The sequence below is a fragment of the Candidatus Delongbacteria bacterium genome, from assembly GCA_041675285.1.
In the GTDB taxonomy this organism is placed as follows: domain Bacteria; phylum CAIWAD01; class CAIWAD01; order CAIWAD01; family CAIWAD01; genus CAIWAD01.
Genome location: JBAYTZ010000008.1, coordinates 1 through 19359 on the forward strand (window position 1 = coordinate 1; position 19359 = coordinate 19359).

The 19359-nt window shown below is 67.6% G+C and carries 15 protein-coding genes; 14 read left to right on the forward strand and 1 reads right to left on the reverse strand.

The window, feature by feature from the left end; translation table 11 throughout:
* Positions 1-211: 211 nt before the first annotated feature.
* The 7 genes from WC326_09455 (at position 212) to WC326_09485 (ending at position 7344) form a co-directional block, all read left to right on the forward strand.
* Positions 212-868 carry a ribonuclease HII gene (locus tag WC326_09455; GenBank protein ID MFA7331283.1) on the forward strand — a complete coding sequence of 219 codons (657 nt, stop codon included), beginning with the start codon at positions 212-214 and terminating at the stop codon, positions 866-868.
* Between the two features lie 114 nt (positions 869-982).
* Positions 983-3706: a hypothetical protein gene (locus tag WC326_09460; protein ID MFA7331284.1), complete on the forward strand. Its 2724-nt coding sequence runs from the start codon at positions 983-985 to the stop codon at positions 3704-3706.
* Positions 3707-3918: 212 nt separating this feature from the next.
* Positions 3919-4071, forward strand: a complete 153-nt coding sequence (locus WC326_09465) for a hypothetical protein (protein MFA7331285.1) — start codon at positions 3919-3921, stop codon at positions 4069-4071.
* Positions 4072-4374: 303 nt separating this feature from the next.
* A complete protein-coding gene (locus WC326_09470) occupies positions 4375-5562 on the forward strand; it encodes a phosphopentomutase (protein MFA7331286.1) in 1188 nt (395 codons plus the stop codon).
* A gap of 242 nt (positions 5563-5804) precedes the next feature.
* Entirely contained in the window at positions 5805-6782 is a 978-nt protein-coding gene (locus WC326_09475) for a deoxyhypusine synthase family protein (protein ID MFA7331287.1), read from the forward strand.
* 8 nt (positions 6783-6790) lie between these two features.
* On the forward strand, positions 6791-7084 hold the full coding sequence (locus WC326_09480) for a EutN/CcmL family microcompartment protein (GenBank protein ID MFA7331288.1): 294 nt from the start codon (positions 6791-6793) through the stop codon (positions 7082-7084).
* Positions 7081-7344: a EutN/CcmL family microcompartment protein gene (locus WC326_09485; protein MFA7331289.1), complete on the forward strand. Its 264-nt coding sequence runs from the start codon at positions 7081-7083 to the stop codon at positions 7342-7344. The genes WC326_09480 and WC326_09485 overlap by 4 nt, the downstream gene beginning before the upstream one ends.
* Positions 7345-7353: 9 nt before the next feature.
* Here WC326_09485 and WC326_09490 read toward each other — a convergent pair whose 3' ends face one another.
* Positions 7354-7767, reverse strand: a complete 414-nt coding sequence (locus tag WC326_09490; GenBank protein ID MFA7331290.1) for an ATP-binding protein — start codon at positions 7765-7767, stop codon at positions 7354-7356.
* Positions 7768-7835: 68 nt separating this feature from the next.
* Here WC326_09490 and WC326_09495 point away from each other — a divergent pair, with 68 nt between their 5' ends.
* The 7 genes from WC326_09495 (at position 7836) to ruvC (ending at position 19357) form a co-directional block, all read left to right on the forward strand.
* Positions 7836-10013 (forward strand): M1 family metallopeptidase, encoded by a 2178-nt coding sequence (locus WC326_09495; GenBank protein ID MFA7331291.1) that lies wholly within the window; start codon positions 7836-7838, stop codon positions 10011-10013.
* Between the two features lie 31 nt (positions 10014-10044).
* The gene (locus WC326_09500) at positions 10045-12042 is read left to right on the forward strand and encodes an ATP-binding cassette domain-containing protein (GenBank protein ID MFA7331292.1); all 1998 of its coding nucleotides are present in this window, start codon (positions 10045-10047) and stop codon (positions 12040-12042) included.
* Between the two features lie 180 nt (positions 12043-12222).
* Positions 12223-13986, forward strand: coding sequence for a S49 family peptidase (locus tag WC326_09505; protein MFA7331293.1), 1764 nt, complete (start codon positions 12223-12225; stop codon positions 13984-13986).
* Between the two features lie 173 nt (positions 13987-14159).
* Positions 14160-14465, forward strand: coding sequence for a hypothetical protein (locus WC326_09510; GenBank protein MFA7331294.1), 306 nt, complete (start codon positions 14160-14162; stop codon positions 14463-14465).
* Between the two features lie 523 nt (positions 14466-14988).
* On the forward strand, positions 14989-17409 hold the full coding sequence (locus WC326_09515) for a hypothetical protein (GenBank protein MFA7331295.1): 2421 nt from the start codon (positions 14989-14991) through the stop codon (positions 17407-17409).
* Positions 17410-18113: 704 nt separating this feature from the next.
* A complete protein-coding gene (locus WC326_09520; GenBank protein ID MFA7331296.1) occupies positions 18114-18860 on the forward strand; it encodes a YebC/PmpR family DNA-binding transcriptional regulator in 747 nt (248 codons plus the stop codon).
* An 11-nt stretch (positions 18861-18871) separates the two neighbouring features.
* On the forward strand, positions 18872-19357 hold the full coding sequence (ruvC, locus tag WC326_09525; protein ID MFA7331297.1) for a crossover junction endodeoxyribonuclease RuvC: 486 nt from the start codon (positions 18872-18874) through the stop codon (positions 19355-19357).
* Positions 19358-19359 lie beyond the last annotated feature (2 nt).

Sequence of the window (19359 nt, forward strand, 5' to 3'; positions counted from 1 at the left end):
GGAAGGAGCCGCTGCCGCCAGCGGAAGCCCGCCGGGAGGCGGGCTGACTCTGGCGAGTGAGAAAAAGCGCCTCTTTGGCTCCACCTTTCTGGCGCCAGCAGAAAGGTGGAAAACAAGGCGCCCCAGCCCCCGTCTGGATGACGGACTAGGGTTGGGATCCCCCGGTCGAGCCGGGGGATGACGGGATGGCCGGCTAGACTTTGGAGCAGGCATGCGTGCCGATCCATTCGAGCGCTTGTGGGCCCACGACCAGGAACTGCGCGAGCGGCTCCAGTCCGACGCCCCCGGACTGAACCTGTGCGGCGTTGACGAGGCCGGCCGCGGCCCGTTGGCCGGTCCCGTGGTGGCCGGCGCCGTCATCCTGCCCGCCGACGGCCGCCTGCCCGGGCTGAACGACAGCAAGCAGCTCCAGGCGGAGACGCGTGCCCGCCTGGCGGCGGAAATCAAGCGCCAGGCCCTGGCTTGGGCCACGGGCCGCGCAGAGGTGGAGGAGATCGACGGGCTGGGCATCCTGCGCGCCACCTTCCTGGCCATGGCGCGTGCCGTGGCCGGGCTGGGCCGGGAGCCCGGCTATCTGCTGGTGGACGGTCGGGACTTTCCCTTTCCGGAACGGCGCGGCCGGGCCCTGGTGAAGGGCGACGGGCTCAGCGCCTGCGTGGCCGCGGCGGGAATCCTGGCCAAGGTGGAGCGCGACGGCGAGCTGCTGCGCCTGGACGCCGAGTTTCCGGGCTGGGGCTTCGCCCGGCACAAGGGCTACGGCACGGCCGCCCACCTGGCCCTGCTGCAGGAGCGCGGCCGCCTGCCCGTCCACCGGCGCAGTTTTCGGCTGCCCTGGGAAAAAACCGGCGCACTTCTGCCGCCGGCTTGATCCGGCCCTGCGAGCATGTTTGCTTGTCAAGGCGCCAACAGGTCGCCGCGGCCTACACCCGGCAGCCCGCGCACCTGGCCCGTGGCCCCGCACTCCCCGCAGCCCGGAGGATTCATGACCCGCCATTTCCCCCGTCTGGGACTGTTTCTGTTCGTGGCCAGCCTGTGTCACGCCCAACTGCCCGTGGAAACCGGCGTCTTCCGCAACTTCATGGGCGGCGTGGAGCCGGCCTGCGCCTACGACAACTGGATCAGCCACATCTCCGAGGGCATCGCCCGGCCGGGCTACAACGCCTATGCGCCCACGGCCCTGGATCCCCAGACCAATGGCTTCGGCACCTTCGAGGTGCTGGAGGACGACGCCCACGGCGACGCCATCCTCTCGCTCTTCGCCGACCTGGCAGACAGCCTGCTGCGCGACCGCGGCGAGGGCGCCCTGGCGCGCATGCAACAGGTGCCGGATCTGGATTTCGACCTGCTGCGCTTCCAGGACACGGAGACCGGCGGCAGCTTCTACATGTTGCGCGAGCAGCTGGACACAAGTTATGTGGACCTGAACAACACCGGCACGGCGGACGACGTGACGGGCTCCTTTCGCCATGGCTGGGGACTCTTCGTCTTCAACCCGGCGGCGGCCCGGCCGCGCTGGGTGGTGGAGGCCCCGCATCCCAACGATGACTATCCCAGTTCTTACCTGGCCACGGATCTCTTCCTGGACCACGGGGCCGGCGTGTTGATGGTGAACGGCGCGGGCCGCGAAGTGGCCTACACGGGCAGCCCGGGGGCCTACACCAATTCGGCCTCGCTCTCGGATCCATCGCGCAACTGCCTGACTCCCTTCGCCGTGATCCACGAGCGCTGCGTGAACTTCTGGCGCGAACAGGGCCAGCTGGAGCGCACGCTGCAGATCCACAGCTACGACGACGCGGCCCACCGCGACCTGAAGAGCGCCGTGCTCTCCGGCGGGCGCAACCGCCGGCTGAACTTCTCCCCGCTCTACGACACGGGCAACGGGCCCACCGGCCTGCTCAACAACCTGAGCGATCCCGTCCACGCGGCCAACGCCCTGGGATTCACGCACAGCGCGGTCAGTCTGCTCAGCTACATCTCCACCCAGTCCCAGAACGAGATCCGCGTGGACGGCGGCACTGCCGGACAAGAGATCTGGCTGACCATCTCGCCCGACCTCTGGGGTTTCCCCAACAGCTGCCAGGAGGCGGATTCCCACCCGGCGGGCTACCCGGACTGCCACGCCGGCGAGGATTGGGTGCACGTGGAGATGGACGAGCTGCCCACGATCTCGCACACGGCGGGCACCTCCTTCTGGTACGGCACCAGCAGCGGCACGCCGGTGGGCTGGGGCAACTACGGCCACAGCACGGACTACTTCCAGCCGCTCTTCCTGGCCCTGGCGGAGGCCGAGGACAGCCTGGCTGCCAACCGGCCCACGCCGGCGCCCACGGATCCCGTCAACCTGTCGGTGACCGGCGTGGACGTGGACGCCGTGGACCTGGCCTGGACGCCCACCTGGTCCAGCCACTTCGAGAGCTATGAGATCCTGGCGGATCCGTCGGGGACCATCACGCCCGAGGCTCGCCTCTTCACCTCCACGGATCTGGACCTGCTCTGCTGGGCGCCGCTCAAGGCCGTGCGCGTCAGCGGCCTGGACTACCGGGTCAACCACGCTTTCCTGCTGCGGGGGCTGGACCAGGAGGGCCGCCGCACGGCCTGGACAGACACGGTCTACGGCGCGCCCGACGATCTGCACCCGCCCCTGTTGCTGGCGCGCTATCCCACCGGGCACACGCGCTACTGGGTGCCGCCGGGGGGCGGCTCGATCCAGGTGCGTGTGCGCGACGTCCACCACCAGGTGGATCTCTCCAGCCTGGAAGTGCGCGTGGACCAGAACAACAACGGTCTCTACGGCACGGGGGAGGGCTGGCAGGACCTGGGTCTCAGCGGTTTCTCGCGCGACACCACGATCACCGTGACGCTGGCGGTGACGGGCACGGGCATCAAGCGGCTGGAGTTCCACGCCAGCGACGACCAGCACGGCGAGATTCTGGGCTGCTCGGGCAGCGAGGACGATTGCGGGATCGTGGACGACTGGCGGATCGGCGTGGACGGCACGGCGCCGGCGGCCTTCAACGGCCCCAATCTGGCGGCCCTGACCAGCTCGGGCGGGATCACGCTCTCCTGGCCCAACCAGCACCCGGATTCCACCTTCTACACCTTCGAACTGGCCTTGGCCTCCCACGCCATCAGTCAGGTGGAGGAGGGCGAACTGCGCTTCACGCGCCTGAACTATTCCAATCTGGGCCAGGCGGCCTCCACGGGCCTGACCCTGCCCCAGCAGCCCTGGATCGGCGACAGCGTCTGGGTGCTGGCGCGGATCGTGGACGCCGCGGGCAACGCCGGCGCGCCCGGCCCGCCGCTGGTCTTCCGCTACTGGGGCGGCAACTGGGTGAACACCGAGCTGGTGGCCCAGGTGGGCCTGCCGCTGGTGGGCCTGAGTTGGAGCACCAGCCTCTCCCTGCCCAACTGGACCGTGGCGGGCTGGTGGGTGCACACGCTGAGCGAGCCCGACCAGACCCCGGACGAGTCCACGCGCCTGCTCTATACCCAGACGCCCGCGCTGACGCTCAACATCGGCGCCTATCTGCCCCGGCGCTTCCTGAGCGTCACCACGGACATCCAGCGCAGCGTGGCGCTGGCGGAGGCTGAGGAGTCGCTGGCTCCGGAGGTCGAATTCCCGGCCCTGCCGCTGCGGCTGAGCGCCGAACTGCGGCTGGGTCCCGTGCAGGATCCGGACCTGGTGTTGCCGGAGGATCTGCGCTGAGCCGGCGGGCCGGGCGACCGAGCGATCCGATTGAGAAATAGACGATTTGTTGGAGACGGGGACGGCGGGGTCCGGCCGGGCGCTGGCTGGATCCGTGCGGGAGCTTGCATCTTTCCCCGTCGAACCCTACTCTTGCGGGCCCCTTTGTGTGGACTCCGTGAGTCCGTGCAGCGCCGTGCGCGGGGTGAAACCGACTAGCGGAGGACACGGAGATGGCAAAGGTACAGAAGTTCGTGGCCAAAGAATCGGCCCACGACCGCCCGGTCTTGAAAGTCACGATGGAGCGGACCGAGAAGGGCACCTTCAAGGTCAAGAAGGAAATCGTCTACGTGACCAAGGACAACGAGAAGGAGATCCTGGGCTAAGTCCAGGTCCTGCGAATTGTCTCTTCCGGGCCTGGCGACAGGCCCTTTTTCGTTGGGTCCGCTCCGGGGGCGGGGCGGGGGGAATGACCACAGAGGCACAGAGGCACAGTTCATCGAAATGTGATTTGGATGGCGCGCCGTGCCTCGGCGTCCCTGAGATGTGTTCAATCGTCATGAAAAGGCTGGACACCCCCAGTACGAGACAGGATTCCAGGAAGCCAGAGCTCCAGTTTCCTGCTCGACTGTGCCTCTGTGTCTCTGTGTTTCAAGCGCCCTACCCCGGCGCAAAGGCGAAGGATGACCATGTCGAACAAACGCTTCATCCTGCTTGTCCTGGACGGCGTGGGCGTGGGCGAACTGCCCGACGCCGCGGCCTTCGGCGACGCGGGCCACAACACCCTGGGCAACCTGGCCCGCCAGCAGGGCGGACTGACGCTGCCCCACCTCCAGGAGCTGGGGCTGGGCAGCGTGCTGGAGCTGCCTGGCGTGCCCCCCGCGGCCGCGCCCCGGGCTTCCTGGGGCCGAATGGCCGAGAAGTCCCAAGGCAAGGACTCCACCCTGGGCCACTGGGAACTGGTGGGGCTGGTGACTCCCGTGGCGCTGCCCACCTACCCGCGGGGCTTTCCGGCCGAGCTGGTGGCCGCCTGGCTGCAGGCCAACCACCTGCCCGGCGTGCTGGGCAACTGCGTGGCCTCGGGCACCGAGATCATCGAGCGCCTGGGCGACGAGCACGTGGCCACGGGCCGGCCCATCCTCTACACCAGCGCGGACAGCGTCTTCCAGGTGGCCGCCCACGAGGAGCACTTCGGCCTGGAGCGCTTGTACGAGGTCTGCCGGAGCGCGCGCGACCTGCTGACGGGGCCGCACGCCGTGGCCCGGGTGATCGCGCGACCCTTCACCGGACCCGCGGGGGCCTACCAGCGCACGTCCAACCGCCGGGACTTCAGCCTGCCGCCTGGAGCGCCCACGGCCCTGGACCGGGCGGCGGCGGCGGGCGTGGAGGTGGTCTCCATCGGCAAGATTCGCGACCTGTTCGCAGGCGTGGGGATCGAGCGCGCCCTGCCCAGCAAGAACAACATGCAGGGCCTGGATGTGCTGGAGCGCGTGCTGGACGAAGCCGCCGCCGGCCGCGACCAGCTGATCCTGCTCAACCTGGTGGACTTCGACATGCTCTGGGGCCACCGGCTGGATCCCGTGGGCTTCCGGGGCGGGCTGGAGGCCTTCGATCGGCGCCTGCCCGACCTGTTGGCGCGGCTGGGCGAACAGGACCTGCTGGTGATCACGGCGGATCACGGCAACGACCCCACCAGCGGGAGCACGGACCACAGCCGTGAGTACGTCCCGCTGCTGGCCTACCAAGCCGGGCGGGCCGGGCGCCCGCTGGGCACGCGGGCCAGTTTCACCGACGTGGGCGCCACGCTGCTGGACTGGTTCGGGTTGGACGCCGCCGGACCGGGCCGTTCGTTCCTGTCGGAGATGGATGCCCGCTGAGGTCCAGGCGCCGAAACGGACACGAAGTCCACGCAGGGAACGTAGACCGGGAAGTAGAAACGAACGGGATCGGCTGGATCCGACCGGGGACCCGCTGCTTTCCCCGCCATCCTTCCTCCTTCGTGCCCTTTCCCTCCCTTCGTGTTCTTCGTGTCCAGAAGTGATTCGAGGTGCAAGGCCCGCAGCTTGCAGGCCCGTGCCCGCAGTGGCACATTCATGCAACCCAACTCTGGAGAAGCACCATGTCCCTCGGCCCCGTCTCGGCCTACGTGCGCCACCACTACCGCCACTTCAACGCCGCCGCGCTGATCGACGCCGCCGACGGCTATTCCGCCCACCTGGAGCAGGGGGGCAAGATGCTGGTCTCGCTGGCCGGCGCCATGAGCACGGCGGAGCTGGGCCTGAGTCTGGCCCAGATGATCCGCCAGGGCAAGGTGGACATCATCTCCTGCACCGGGGCCAACCTGGAGGAGGATCTGTTCAACCTGGTGGCCCACAAGCACTACGTCCGCGTGCCGCACTACCGCCAGCTCAGCCCGGCCGAAGAGCAGGCCCTGCTGGAGCGCCATCTGAATCGGGTCACCGACACGTGCATCCCGGAGGAGGAGGCCATCCGTGTGCTGGAGCGCGCCGTGCTGGAGGAGTGGCAGGCCGCGGACCGCGCCGGCGCCAGCTATTTCCCCCACGAATTCATGTACCGGCTGATCCGCTCCGGCGTGCTCAAGGACAAGTACCAGATCGACGAGCAGGACTCGTGGCTGGTGGCGGCCTGCGAGCGCGACCTGCCGATCATCGTGCCCGGCTGGGAGGACAGCACGCTGGGCAACATCTTCACGGCCCACTGCATGAAGGGCGACGTGAAGCGCGTGCACACCGTGCGCACGGGCATCGAGTACATGGCCTTCCTGGCCGACTGGTACCGCAAGACGGCCTACCAGAGCCCAGTGGGCTTCTTCCAGATCGGTGGCGGCATCGCCGGCGACTTCCCGATCTGCGTCGTGCCCATGCTGGAGCAGGACATGGAGGAGGAGAACACGCCGCTCTGGGGCTACTTCTGCCAGATCAGCGACTCCACCACCAGCTACGGCAGCTATTCCGGCGCCGTGCCCAACGAGAAGATCACCTGGGGCAAGCTGGGCCAGGACACGCCGCGCTTCATCGTGGAGTCCGATGCCACCATCGTGGCGCCGCTGATCTTCGCCCTGGTCCTCAACCAGTAGGAGGCTCCATGCAGTTGGGACGGGTCGTCGGCACGGTCTGGGCCACGCGCAAGGACCCCAAGCTAACCGGCTTGAAGTTCCTGATGGTGCGCCACCTGGACTTCGACTATCGCGAGAAGGACGCCCACACTGTGGCCGTGGACAGCGTGGGCGCCGGCGTGGGCGAGGTGGTTCTGCTGGTGGCCGGTTCCAGCGCGCGCCTGACCGAACAGACGGACGGCGCGCCCGTGGACACGGTGATCATGGCCATCGTGGACAAGGTGGAGCTGGACCCGGCGGCGTTGGCGGCGGGCACGCCATGAACCTGGCGCGGGTGGTGGGCAAGGTCTGGGCCACGCGCAAGGCGCCCGGCCTGGAGCAGGCGACCCTGCTGGTGATCCAGCCGGTGGACGGCGACCTGCGGCCCGACGGTGCGCGGCTGGCCGCCGTGGACCTGCGCGGGTCGGCAACCGGACAGATCGTCTACTACGTGGGATCCAAGGAGGCGGCGCTGCCGCTGCCGGCCAAACTCAGCCCGGTGGACGCCTGCATCGTGGGAATCGTGGATCACGTGGATCGCTAGGATCCGGGCTCAGACCAGGGTCTTGACCAGCACCACGCGCGTGCCCCGGGCGCCGGTCTCGATGCGCACGTCGTCCATCAGGTGGCGGATGATCAGCAGGCCGCGGCCGGAAATGTCCAGCAGGTGTTCGGGTTCGGTGGGATCAGGCAGAGGGACGGGCAGACCCAGGCCGTGGTCCGTGACCGCCAGCAGCAGTTGCCGCACGGCACCCTGGACGGTGACCCGGGCTTCCAGGCGCACCTCCAGCTCCGGCCGCTGCTGGTTGCCGTGGAGAATGGCGTTGTTGGCCGCCTCGGTCCCGGCGATGATCAGATCCCCGGTGAAGTCCTCCGACAGGCCCAGTTCCTGGGCCAGCTCGCTGAGGAAGGCCTCCACCTGATCGATGGCCGCCGGATCCGAGGGAATGGTCAGGCTGCGCTCCATGGGCGCAACCTACTATTCTTCCGCTGGGCGGAACAGCTTCACGGAACAGGAAAGAACGGAGGTGTGGGATGCGGCTCCCCGGCGGTTTGCTTCTGTTGACCGGCGCGCTCCTGCTGCCGGCGGGCGCGTCCCGGGCCCAGGAATCCACGGACGGACACGCGGAGGCTTGGCTCAAGGCGCACCTGGAGGGCACCCAGCGCGCGCTGGCCGCCCGCGCGGGCGAGCGCGTGGACACGCGCTACGATCTGGGGCGCGTGGAGCTTCAGTTGACCCCCAGCCTGAGCACGGCCACCCTGGCGGGCGTCGCCACCCTGTGCGTGCGCAGCCTGCAGGAAGGCCTGGCGGACGTGGACTTCGACCTGCACGACAACCTGGCGGTGAGCGCCGTGGACGGCGCGCTCTCGTTCAGCCACGGCGGTCACGTGCTGCACTGCGTGCTGCCCGCGCCGCTGGCCCTGGGCGCGGAGGCCTGCCTGACCGTCCACTACGCGGGCGACCCGGCCGCCACGGGCTTCGGCAGCTACCAGCTGGCCCTGCACGCGGGCGTGCCCATTGTCAGCACGCTCTCCGAGCCCAACGGCGCGCCCTCCTGGTGGCCCACCAAGGACGACCCCTCCGACAAGGCGGACTCGGCCGACGTGCGGATTACCGTCCCGCTGGGGCAGGTGGCCACCTCCAACGGCCGGCTGCTTGCCGCCGACACCACGGGCGCCTTGGTGACCTGGCACTGGCGCGAGCGTCACCCCATCGCCACCTATCTGGTCTGCATGAGCGTCACCAACTATCAGCTCATCACCGATGAGTACACGGCCCTGGACGGCAGCCCCATGCCGGTCCACCACTACGTCTGGCCCGAGGACCACGCCGACGCGCTGGTGGACTTCAACGTGACCGTGCCGATGATCGGCTTCTACGCCACCACCTTCGGCGAGTATCCCTTCGTGGACGAGAAGTACGGGCACAGCGAGTTCACCTGGGGCGGCGCCATGGAGCACCAGTGCAACACGAGCTACGGCTCCACGCTGCTGCGCGGCGACCACGCCTACGACTACATCGTGGCCCACGAACTGGCCCACCAGTGGTTCGGGGACAAAGTGACCTGCGCGGCCTGGGAGGACATCTGGCTCAACGAGGGCTTCGCCACCTACAGCGAGGCGCTCTGGATGGAGCACCTGGGCGGGCACACGGCGCTGGTCCAGCACATGACCGGGCGCTGCAACGTCACCGATCCCAGCGGGCCGATCTACGACCCGCCCAGCACCTTCAGCTCCAACACGGTCTACCGCAAGGGCGCCTGGCTGCTGCACATGCTGCGCGGCCAGGTGGGGGACAGCGCCTTCTTCGCGCTGATGAACGGCTGGACGGCCGGGCCCTTCGCCTACGGCTCGGCCCACGTGGCGGATTTCACGGCCCACGCGGCCCAGTACACGCCCCACGACCTGACGGGGCTCTGGAACGGCTACCTCTACGGCCTGAACCGGCCCAGCTACCGGACGGACTGGCGCGCGCGCACGGTGGGCGGGCTGCCCGTGACCGAGCTGCGCGTGCAGCAGACCCAGGCCGAGGCCCCCTTCGACCTCCGGCTGCCCTGGCGGATCAACGCCGGCACCCTGCGCAGCGAGTGGGTGCGCAACCACCTGCGCCTGCAGGGCCACGTGGTGGTGACGGGCACGGCGCCCAGCGCGGCCAGCGTGGATCCCGACGACTGGCTGCTGGAGACGCACGTCTCGGGCAACTTGAACGGCCTGCTGCGGCACCTGGCCCTGCGGGCCCAGGCCCCCGACGGCTCCTTCCCCGGCCCGGGCGGGCTGCGCGCCCGCTGCGGCACGAGTCCGGGCGGCGGCGCCTGGGTGAACGGCCTGGCCGAGGGCGTGGTGGCCCTGGAGCTGCGCGAGCTGGCGCCGGACTGGAGCGCGGGGGACAGCCTCTGGATCGAGGTGGAGAGCGTGGGCGGAGTGCCGGGCCGGCTGGCCTTCGGCCTGCTGCCCGGCAGCGCGGACTGGCAGGATCTGGGCCTGCGGCAACTTCAGGCGCTGGCGCCGCCCCAGCTGTCGATCCGCCTGCAGTCCGGCGGCGTGCTGCTGGAGTGGACGGCCCAGCCCGGGGCGACGGCCTATCGGGTGGAGGCCGCGACCACGCCCTGGAGCGGGGACTGGCTGCCCGTGGGCGAGACCGCGGACCTGAGCCTGGCCCTGCCGGCGGGCGGGGACGAACGGCGCTGCCTGCGTGTGGTGGCCCTCTACTAGGCCCGATGCAACCCAAGAACAGGATGTCCCTTTGATCGCTCTGCACCAGCTGGCCGTGCGCTTTCCCGACAAGGTGCTGTTCGAGAATCTCTCCTGGCGGATCCTGCCCGGCCAGCGCGTGGGCCTGGTGGGCGACAACGGCGTGGGCAAGACCACGCTGCTGCGCATCCTGGCCGGCGAGCGCGAGGCCGACGAGGGCAGCCTGCACCGCGCCCCGCGCATCCGGACGGGCTACCTGTCCCAAACCTTCAGCTTCTCGTCCTCCCAGCCCCTGCTGGAGATCGTCCTGGCCGCGGCCGGGGACATCCGCCAGCTGGAGCGCGACATGGAGGAGACCCGCGGCACCCTGGCCGAGCTGCCGCCGGACCACGAGGACCAGCCGGCCCTGTTGGCCCACCTGGGGCACCTGCAGGACCAGTTCGACCACCGGGACGGCTACCGGCTGGAGTCCGAGGCCCGGCGCATCCTGCAGGGGCTGGGCTTTCCCGCGGACTCCCTCGAGCGCCCGCTGGACACCTTCTCCGGCGGCTGGCAGATGCGCGCGGCCATGGCCCGCCTGCTGGTGGCCTCGCCTGACCTGCTGCTGCTGGACGAGCCCACCAACCACCTGGACACCGACGCGCTGGAGTGGCTCGAGCGCTTCCTCAAGGCCTACGACGGCACGGTGCTGACCATCAGCCACGACCGCTTCTTCCTGGACCGCACGGTGACCCAGATCGCCGAGATCGCCCGGGGCAAACTGACCCTGTTCACGGGCAACTTCACGCGTTACCGGCAGCTCAAGGAGGAGCACATGCTGCGGCTGGCCGCCGAGGCCGAGCGCATGCGCGGCAAGGTGGAGGACATGCAGCACTTCATCGAGCGCTTCCGCTACAAGTCCACCAAGGCGCGCCAGGTGCAGAGCCGGATCAAGCAGCTGGACAAGCTCGAGATCCACGAGGTGGAGAAGGAGGAGCGCGGGTTGAGCTTCCGCTTCCCGCCCTGCGAGCGCTCGGGCGATCTGGTGCTGGAGCTGGACGGGCTGGGAATGGACTACGGCCAGGGCTGGGTCTTCCGCGACCTGGACCTGCTGATCAAGCGCGGCGAGCGTGTGGCGCTGACGGGGCCCAACGGCGCGGGCAAGTCCACGCTGGCCCGACTGATCTCCGGCCTCCAGCAGCCCACCACGGGCCAGCTGCGGCTGGGGCACAAGGTCAGCCTGGACGTCTACACGCAGGAGGTGGAGGACCAGATGGACCCCCGCCGCACGGTGCTGGACGAACTCAGCAGCCACAACCGCGGCCTGGGCCAGACGGAGCTGCGCAGCCTGCTGGGGGCCTTCCTGTTCTCGGGCGAGGCCGTCTTCAAGAAGGTGGACGTGCTCTCCGGCGGGGAGAAGAGCCGGCTGGCCGTGGCGGGCATCCTGCTGGACAAGTGCAATTTCCTGGTGCTGGACGAGCCCACCAACCACCTGGACCTGAAGGCCAAGGACATGCTCCAACAGGCCCTGGCCTCCTTCGAGGGCACCGTGCTGGTGGTCAGCCACGACCGCTACTTCCTGGACAAGGTGGTGACGCGCGTGCTCGAGCTGCGCGACGGCCGGCTGCTGGACCGCCCGGGCAGCTACAGCGAGTTCGTGGCCTGGCGCGACGAGCTGGAGAAGGAGGAGGCCGCCCAGGCCACGCGCACGGCCCGCGCCCAGGGGGCGGCCGTCGACGAGGCCGCGGGCCGGTCCGCCGCGGCCAAGCCCCGCTCGCGCGAGGAACGCAAGGCCGCCACGGAGGAGAAGATCCGCCGCGGCCGGCTGTTGCGGGAATCGGCCGAGGCCGCCGAGAAGCTCGAGGCGGAGATCGCCCGGCGCGAGGCGCGGATCAGCGAGCTCGAGGCCTCCCTGGCCCGCGAGGAGATCTGGAACCACCCGGAAAAAATGAAGCAGGCCACCACGGAATACGCCAAGCTGCGGGAGCTGGTGAAGGGCCTCTATCCGCAGTGGGAGGCGGCTCTGGCCGAGCACGAGCGCGTCAAGGCCGAGCTGGAATCCGAGGACTGAGCGGTCTCCAGATTCAACACAGAGACACAGCCGCGGAGCGGCACAGAGAGATCCTTTTGGATAGATCGGACACGACCCGATTGGTGCTGACTCATCTATAAAATCTCTGTGCCTCTGTGTCCCTGTGTTGAGTTCCCACCCGGCCGCCAATGACCACAACTGGTTTGAGAGGGGCGTGACATGAAGCGACTATTTCTGGGCGTGTTCCTGGGCCTGTTGCTGGCCGTGGGCCTGCTGGTGGCCGGGGTCTGGGGCCTCATGCGGATGGCGGGCGGCCAGGAGCTCCAGCTGGCGGACAACAGCCTGCTGGTGCTGGACTGGAGCGGGCCGCTGCCCGGACACCAGATCCATCCCGCCGACGCGGATTTCGGCACGCCCGTGACCCTGAGCCACGTGAGCGCGGCCATCCGCGAGGCCGCCGGGCGGCCGGAGATCACCGGCATTTTGATTGAGCGCAACCTCGAACTGCCCCGGGAATACCTGCAGGAGCTGGGCGGTGCGCTGGAGAGCTTCCGCCAGGCGGGCAAGCCCGTCTGGGCCCACCTGGAGCTGGGCTATGGCTCCTCCTATCTGGCGGCCTGCCTGGCGGACACGCTGGCCTTGAGCCCCAGCGCCTCCGGCGGGCTGATCCTGCCCGGTCCCAGCGTCAGCCGGCTCTACATGAGCGAAGCGCTGAAGCGGCTGGGCGTGCGCATGCACGTGCTGCACCAGGGCGACGCCAAGAGCTACGGCGAGGAATACATCCAGCAAACCATGAGCCCGGCCGTGCGCGAGAATCTCGGCCTGCTGGTGGAGGATCTGCTGGGCGAGGAACTGGCCTGGATCGGCGCGCGCCGCCACGTGGAGCCCGCCCGCCTGCGCCAGGAGCTGGGCCGGCCCGAGCGCGTCTGGCTCTCGCCCAGCGAAGCCCGGGGTCTGGGCCTGGTGGACACGCTGCTCAGCCGGGCGGACTGGGACGACGCCGTGGAGGCCCGCTTCCCGGGCCACAGCCGGCTGTCCATCAGCGACTGGATCGGCTCGCGCCGCCAGCTGCCCAGCCAGGGCGAGCCGAAGATCACGACCCAGGACCACGTGGCCGTCCTCTGGGCCGAGGGCAACATCGTGCCGGGCCTGCTGCGCAGCGCCCAGGTGCAGGTCCAGTCCCGGGCGATGATCGAGCAGATCCGCGACCTGCAGGAGAGCGACGCGGTCAAGGCCGTGGTCCTGCGGGTGGAATCCCCCGGCGGCAGCGCCCTGGCCTCCGAGGAGATCTATCAGGAACTGGTGAAGCTGGCCAAGGTCAAGCCGCTCTGGATTTCCGCCGGCCCCGTGGCGGCCTCGGGCGGCTACTATCTGGCGCTGCCCGGCGCGCAGATCTGGGCCAGCCCCTTCTCGGTGCTGGGTTCCATCGGCGTGGTGGCGCTGGTGCCCGACCTCTCCGGCGCCGCGGGCAAGCTGGGCCTGAACCCCCAGGGCATCCATCCGCTGCCCGCCGCCAAACTGGGCGATCTGGGCAGCCCGGTGGAGGCCTCCACCCTGGCGGCCATGAATCTGCGCTTAGGCGAGGTCTACGCCGAGTTCCGCTCCCGCGTGCTGGCCCACCGGCCGCTGAGCGCCGAGCAGCTGACCCCCGTGGCCGGCGGCCGGGTCTGGAGCGGACGGCGGGCCGTGGAGCTGGGGCTGGCCGACCAGCTGGGCGATCTGCAGGACTGCCTGGATTCGCTGCAGGCCACCCTGGGTGCGACGCCCCTGCCCGTCTCGCAGTATCCGCGCCAGGAGAGCCTGCTGAGCCTGCTCTTGTCCGGCCACCTGAAGCCCCGCGACCTGCTGCCCGGCGCGCAGCTCAGCGCCGGCGCCAAGTGGCTGGGCATGGGCGACTTCGTCGGCCAGCTGGAGGAGGAGCCGGCGCGCCTGGGCGATCCCTTCTGGACCCTGCGCGCCGAGGAGTCGCTGCTCCTGCGCTAAGCATCACGACAGCCTGAACGTGTGCGGCCCCGGAGGCATCTCGCCCGCCGGGGCCGTGTCACAAGCGCCCCGGAGCCGGTCAAGGCTTTTTCCAAGCTGCCGATACACCTCTCCGTGGTCAGCGAGTGTCAGGGGAGGCGCGCGCCGGGCCAGAGTCCAACTGGGGGCAGCCCGTGCAAACCAGGCAAGTCATTTCCCACGCCGAAGGCGGCAACCAGATCATCTTTTTCGACGAGCGGCGGCTGGTGCTGGGCCTGGGTCCCGTGCTGCTGCCCCTGACCCAGCGCAGCCTGAGCCGGCTCTCCGAGCTGCTGCTGGGCATCGCGCGGGACTTCGAGCGCCACGCCCAGGACGGCCGCGTCTACATCCACTGCGACAGCTTCGTCTTTCGCCTGACCCAGCCCGAGTTCCTGGATCTGCTGGGCATGGTCAGCCAGGCCCTCTCCTGGCTGCACTCCCGGCAGACGCGCATGAACTGAGCGCTCGGCTTCATCCTGTTGCTCGCTCCACATCCCGGTGCATGCCGGGATGTTTGTGTTGAGGGCTGGGCTCGTTGTGGGGGTGGTTTTGAAATGGGATTCAACACAAAGACACAGGGACACAGTGGCTGAGTTGGTCTTGGCCGGGGTCGGGGTGGGGGCGCCTGTGAGTTGAGGTGCGCACGAAGTCGCGAAGGCTCGAAGGTGAATTGCGACACGCGAGGCGAAGCCAACTCCCTTCCCCCTCGCCCCGAGGGGGAAGGCGTCGCGAAGCGGCGGGGGATGGGGGCATGCCAAAACGGAGTCTGGCACCGTGCCTGACACCACTTTCGGGGTTTGTCCAGCGCACGGGGCAGATCGAGCCGAAAGGTCAGGTGCATCACCTGACCTTAGGTGCATCACCTGACCTTCACATCTCGTTCGCCACGCTGCGTGGACACTCCGAGGCGCAACTGGATCCGTACCTTTGGCCCGTGCTGTTTGCCCCTCCCCGGCTACTCCGGCCACTTTTGGAGGTTCTCCCGTGCGACTGCCCCTCTGGCTCTCTCTGTCGTTGCTCGTTGCCTTGCCGGTGCAAGCGGCGATTCTGCGTGTGCCTGCCGACCATGCCGGCATCCAAGCTGCCTTCGATGCCAGCGCAGAGGGCGACACCGTCCTGGTGGCGCGCGGGACTTGGATGGGCCTGCTGGAAAGCCCCGTCCACTCCATCCTCTTCTGCTCCCACTACCTGTTCAGCCAGGATTCCACGGATATCGTGGAGAGCGTGCTGGACGGCCAGTACGCGGGGACCATCCTGAATGTGAACACGCTGGAACCGGGCATGCTGACAGTGACGGGCTTCACTTTCTGGCGCGGACAAGGACAGCAAACCGGTGGTGCCGGGTACTGCGATCGTGCTGGAGCGGTGAACATGCAGGCAGACGTCAGCGCCACCCTAACGGATTTGGTCTTCGCCGATTGCCGAGCGCCGCGAATGGCGTCCATTCTCTTCAAAGGGGTAGAATGCAGCGGGTGGTCAGTACATGGCGACTTAGTTATGAAGAACATACACTGCCGGGGGTGTGTGGTGGACACTCCTCAAGAGAATGGATCCGACGCCATTCTGATCTCACAGGAGTACGGACGAGTCATTGTCGATGGGTTCCGCTTCGATGGTGGCGGGTTGGGCATGTTCGTTATGCGAAATCAATCATTGGCGCTTGATACATTAGCTCTTTCGAACGTGCATGTGTTCAATTGCAATAACTCGCGCTTGTATTGGATGGGAAGGACCAGGACTCGAAATGCCGGAAAGGTCACCAACGTTAAGTTGGATGGTTGCGGGTTGACACTCGATTTCGTCCAAGTTGGCGCAGACACAACATTTGGCACGGTTCATAACTTGGAACTGCTAAATACCACTTTGAGCGAAGCGTTACTTATAAACTCAGGCGGCCCGAAGTTGGAAATAGATAGCCTCCACATCCATCATACTCGCAATCCAACCTCGGGAATTACTGCCGGAATATACTGCCGGGCCGATAATGGTAGTATAATGCGCAATCTACATGTTGATAACAATGTTCGAGGGGATAGTTTGATACATGAAATATCGCATTCCCCCATTGTAATGCTCCGTAGAATCAATCTGCTGGGTGCGCATATTCATGACAATCGGGTTATTATAGCAGGGGATCCTGATGTGGGTCAAAGCAGCGGATACTACCTTTCCGTTGGATCCATGATGAACATTTGGTATGGCGAGAATATTCGAATCGAGAATGCTCTTTGTGAGAACAACCTCGTTGAGGATTTAGACGATTACCAGCTCCCGGCCTCATGGGCGCCCCGAGAGAACTGGGGTCGCGAGCTTCACGTTACTGGCATGGATACGTTGCGGATGAAGAATGTGATCATCCGCAACAGTCGACAACCCAACTGGTGTCCAGAATGGGTGGGTGATTTGCTGTCCCAAAGCAGGCCGGGCTGCGTGGTGTTCGCCAGTTCTCATGACTATAGTACGATCGAGAATATTCTTATAGAAGATTGTGATGACGGAGGTATGTACGCCTTTGCTCACGAAGGTCCGGTATCCAATGTAATCGTTCGCAATGTGGGGCGACAAGGACTTTACGTCAACTCCAACGGTAGCGTTACCAATCTCCAGATCTCGAATGTGGACGTTGCCGACGATGAGCTTCAACCCCAGGATGCGGATCTCTTCAACCAGTATGCGTTGGGGCTGGGTTCGAACCCGGTCCTGGAGAACGTGACGATCAGCGGCTGCGACGGCCTGCGCCACCCGATCAAACTCGATGGGGGGGCTCAGGCCCTGTTCCGCAACAGCCTGTTCTGGGACAACAACTCGGGGCCCTTGGCCTTCACCGGTTCGGGCGGTACAGTCAGCTGGGACCATTGCCTGGCTCAGGAGACCTTGCCCGGGACGGGCAATCTGGTGGCCGATCCGCGCTTCGACAGCCAGTTGGGTGCACCCTTCCTGGCCCTGGAATCCCCCTGTATCGATGCCGGCAACCCAGAACCTGCCTACAATGACCCGGAGGATCCCGCTAACCCCGGCTTCCCGCTCTGGCCCAGCCTGGGCAATCTGCGCAACGACATGGGCTTCACGGGCGGTCCGCACGCCGCCCTGCGGGACACGACCTGGAGCGCGCTGCCGGACTGGGAGCCCACCGCCCGGCCCGGCGTCTTTTCGCTGGGCGCGCCTTATCCCAATCCCTTCAACCCGGCGATCCACATCCCCTTCCTGCTGCGCCGCCCAGCCCACGTGCGGCTTAGCGTGCACAACCTGCTGGGCCAGGAAGTGGCCGTGCTGGTCAACGCTCCCCTCGTGGCCGGTCGGCAGGACATCGTGCTGGACGGCGCCGGACTGGCCAGCGGCCTCTACGTCGTCACTCTGGACGTGGCCGGGCAACGCGCCAGCCGCTCGATCACCCTGCTCCGCTGACCTCTCGCGCTAGGCGTTTACCACAGAGTCACAGAGGCGCAGAGGCCGGAAAGGTCTTGGCCTGGGTTGCGCGTGACGCGTCCGAGGATCTGCTTGGGCACGAAGACTCGAAGGCTCGAAGACGGGCGGACTTGGGGGTTGAGCACCCCCCATCCCACCGCGGGGCGCGAGGGAAGGGAATTGGCTTCGCCTCGCCCAGGCCATGGGATCCCCCGGTCAAGCCGGGGGATGACGAAATGGATGCGTGAGGTGAAGCCCGCAGGACTGAACCAGAACCAGGTGGTGACGCCGTCAGGCGGAACCAACTACACGGTTGCAGGAAGGCCAAACTGCCGCCAGCGGAAGGCCACCGCGAGGTGGCCTGACTCTGGCGGGTGAGAAAAAGCGCCTCTTTGGCTCCACCTTTCTGGCGCCAGCAGAAAGGTGGAAAACAAGGGCTCCGGCTGATGAGCAAGGCGCGTTGAACCCCCATCCTAACCTTCCCCCTTGCAGGGGGAAGGGACGCACAGCGCAGCCCATTGCCGGGACTTGAGTCCGCCCACCTTGCAGGGGGAAGGGACGCACAGCGCAGCCCATTCCCGGGACTTGAGTCCGCCCGCGCGGCAGCGCGAGAGCCCGCGCGGCCAGCGTGTGTGTTGTGCCCGGAGGCCGATTTCGCTACTCTTTCCCGGCTTCAAACAGCAAGGACGGTGTCAGGAGGTCTCATGTCGGGTCATTCCAAGTGGTCCACCATCAAGCGGAAGAAGGGCGCGCTGGACGCCAAGCGCGGCAAGATCTTCTCCAAACTGGTCAAGGAGATCACCGTCGCCGTGCGCACGGGCGGCGCGGACGAGGACGCCAACCCGCGGCTGCGGCTGGCCCTCAACAAGGCCCGCTCCAACAGCATGCCCACCACCAACATCGAGCGCGCCATCGCCAAGGGCTCGGGGGAGGCGGACGGCGTGCACTATGAAGAGATCACCTACGAGGGCTACGGCCCGGGCGGCGTGGCCTTCATCGTGGAGTGCATGACGGACAACCGCAACCGCACGGTGGGCGAGGTGCGCCACGCCTTTTCGCGCAACAACGGCAACATGGCCGAGAGCGGCGCGGTCTCCTGGAACTTCGAGCGGCTGGGCTACCTGAGCGTGGCCAAAGGCAACACCAGCGAAGACGACCTGATGCTGATGGTGATGGACGCCGGCGCCGAGAACCTCGAAGACGGCGACGAGGTCTGGGAGATCTACTGCCCGCTGGAGTCGCTGGAGGCCGTGCGCCTGGCCGTGGTGGCCAACAAGCTCGAGGTCAAAGAGTACAGCCCCACCCTGAAGGCCAAGACCCTCTGCGACACCGGCGCCGAGGACGCCCCGCGCGTGCTCAAGCTGATCGACGTCCTGGAGGACCTGGACGACGTGCAGGAGGTCTACACCAACTTCACGGCGGACGAGGCCGTGCTGGCCGGACTGGAGTAGCGGAGGCCGCCGTGCGCGTGCTGGGCATCGATCCGGGCCTGGCCCGCACGGGCTTCGGGATCGTGGACGGCGTGGGCGGCCGCTATCAGGCCGTGGACTACGGCGTGGTGACCACGGCCGGCGAGTTCCCGGAGCGGCTGGTGCAGCTCTACCGCTCCCTGGCCGAACTGGTGGCGCGGCATTCCCCCGACGCCCTCTCCATCGAAAGCGTGTTCCAGGGGCCCAACGTCTCGTCGCTGGTCAAGCTCTCCCACGCCCGGGCCGCGGCCATCCTGGCGGCCGGGTTGAAGGGCCTGCCCGTGGCCGAGTACACGCCCATGCAGATCAAGCGCGCCGTGACCGGGCGGGGCGGCGCCGACAAGACCCAGGTGGGCTTCATGGTCACGCGGCTGCTGAACCTGCGCGAACCGCCCAAACCCCTGGACGCCAGCGACGCCCTGGCCGCCGCCCTTTGCCACCTCCACCGGGCCGTCTTGGCCGAACGCATCCGGACCTGAGC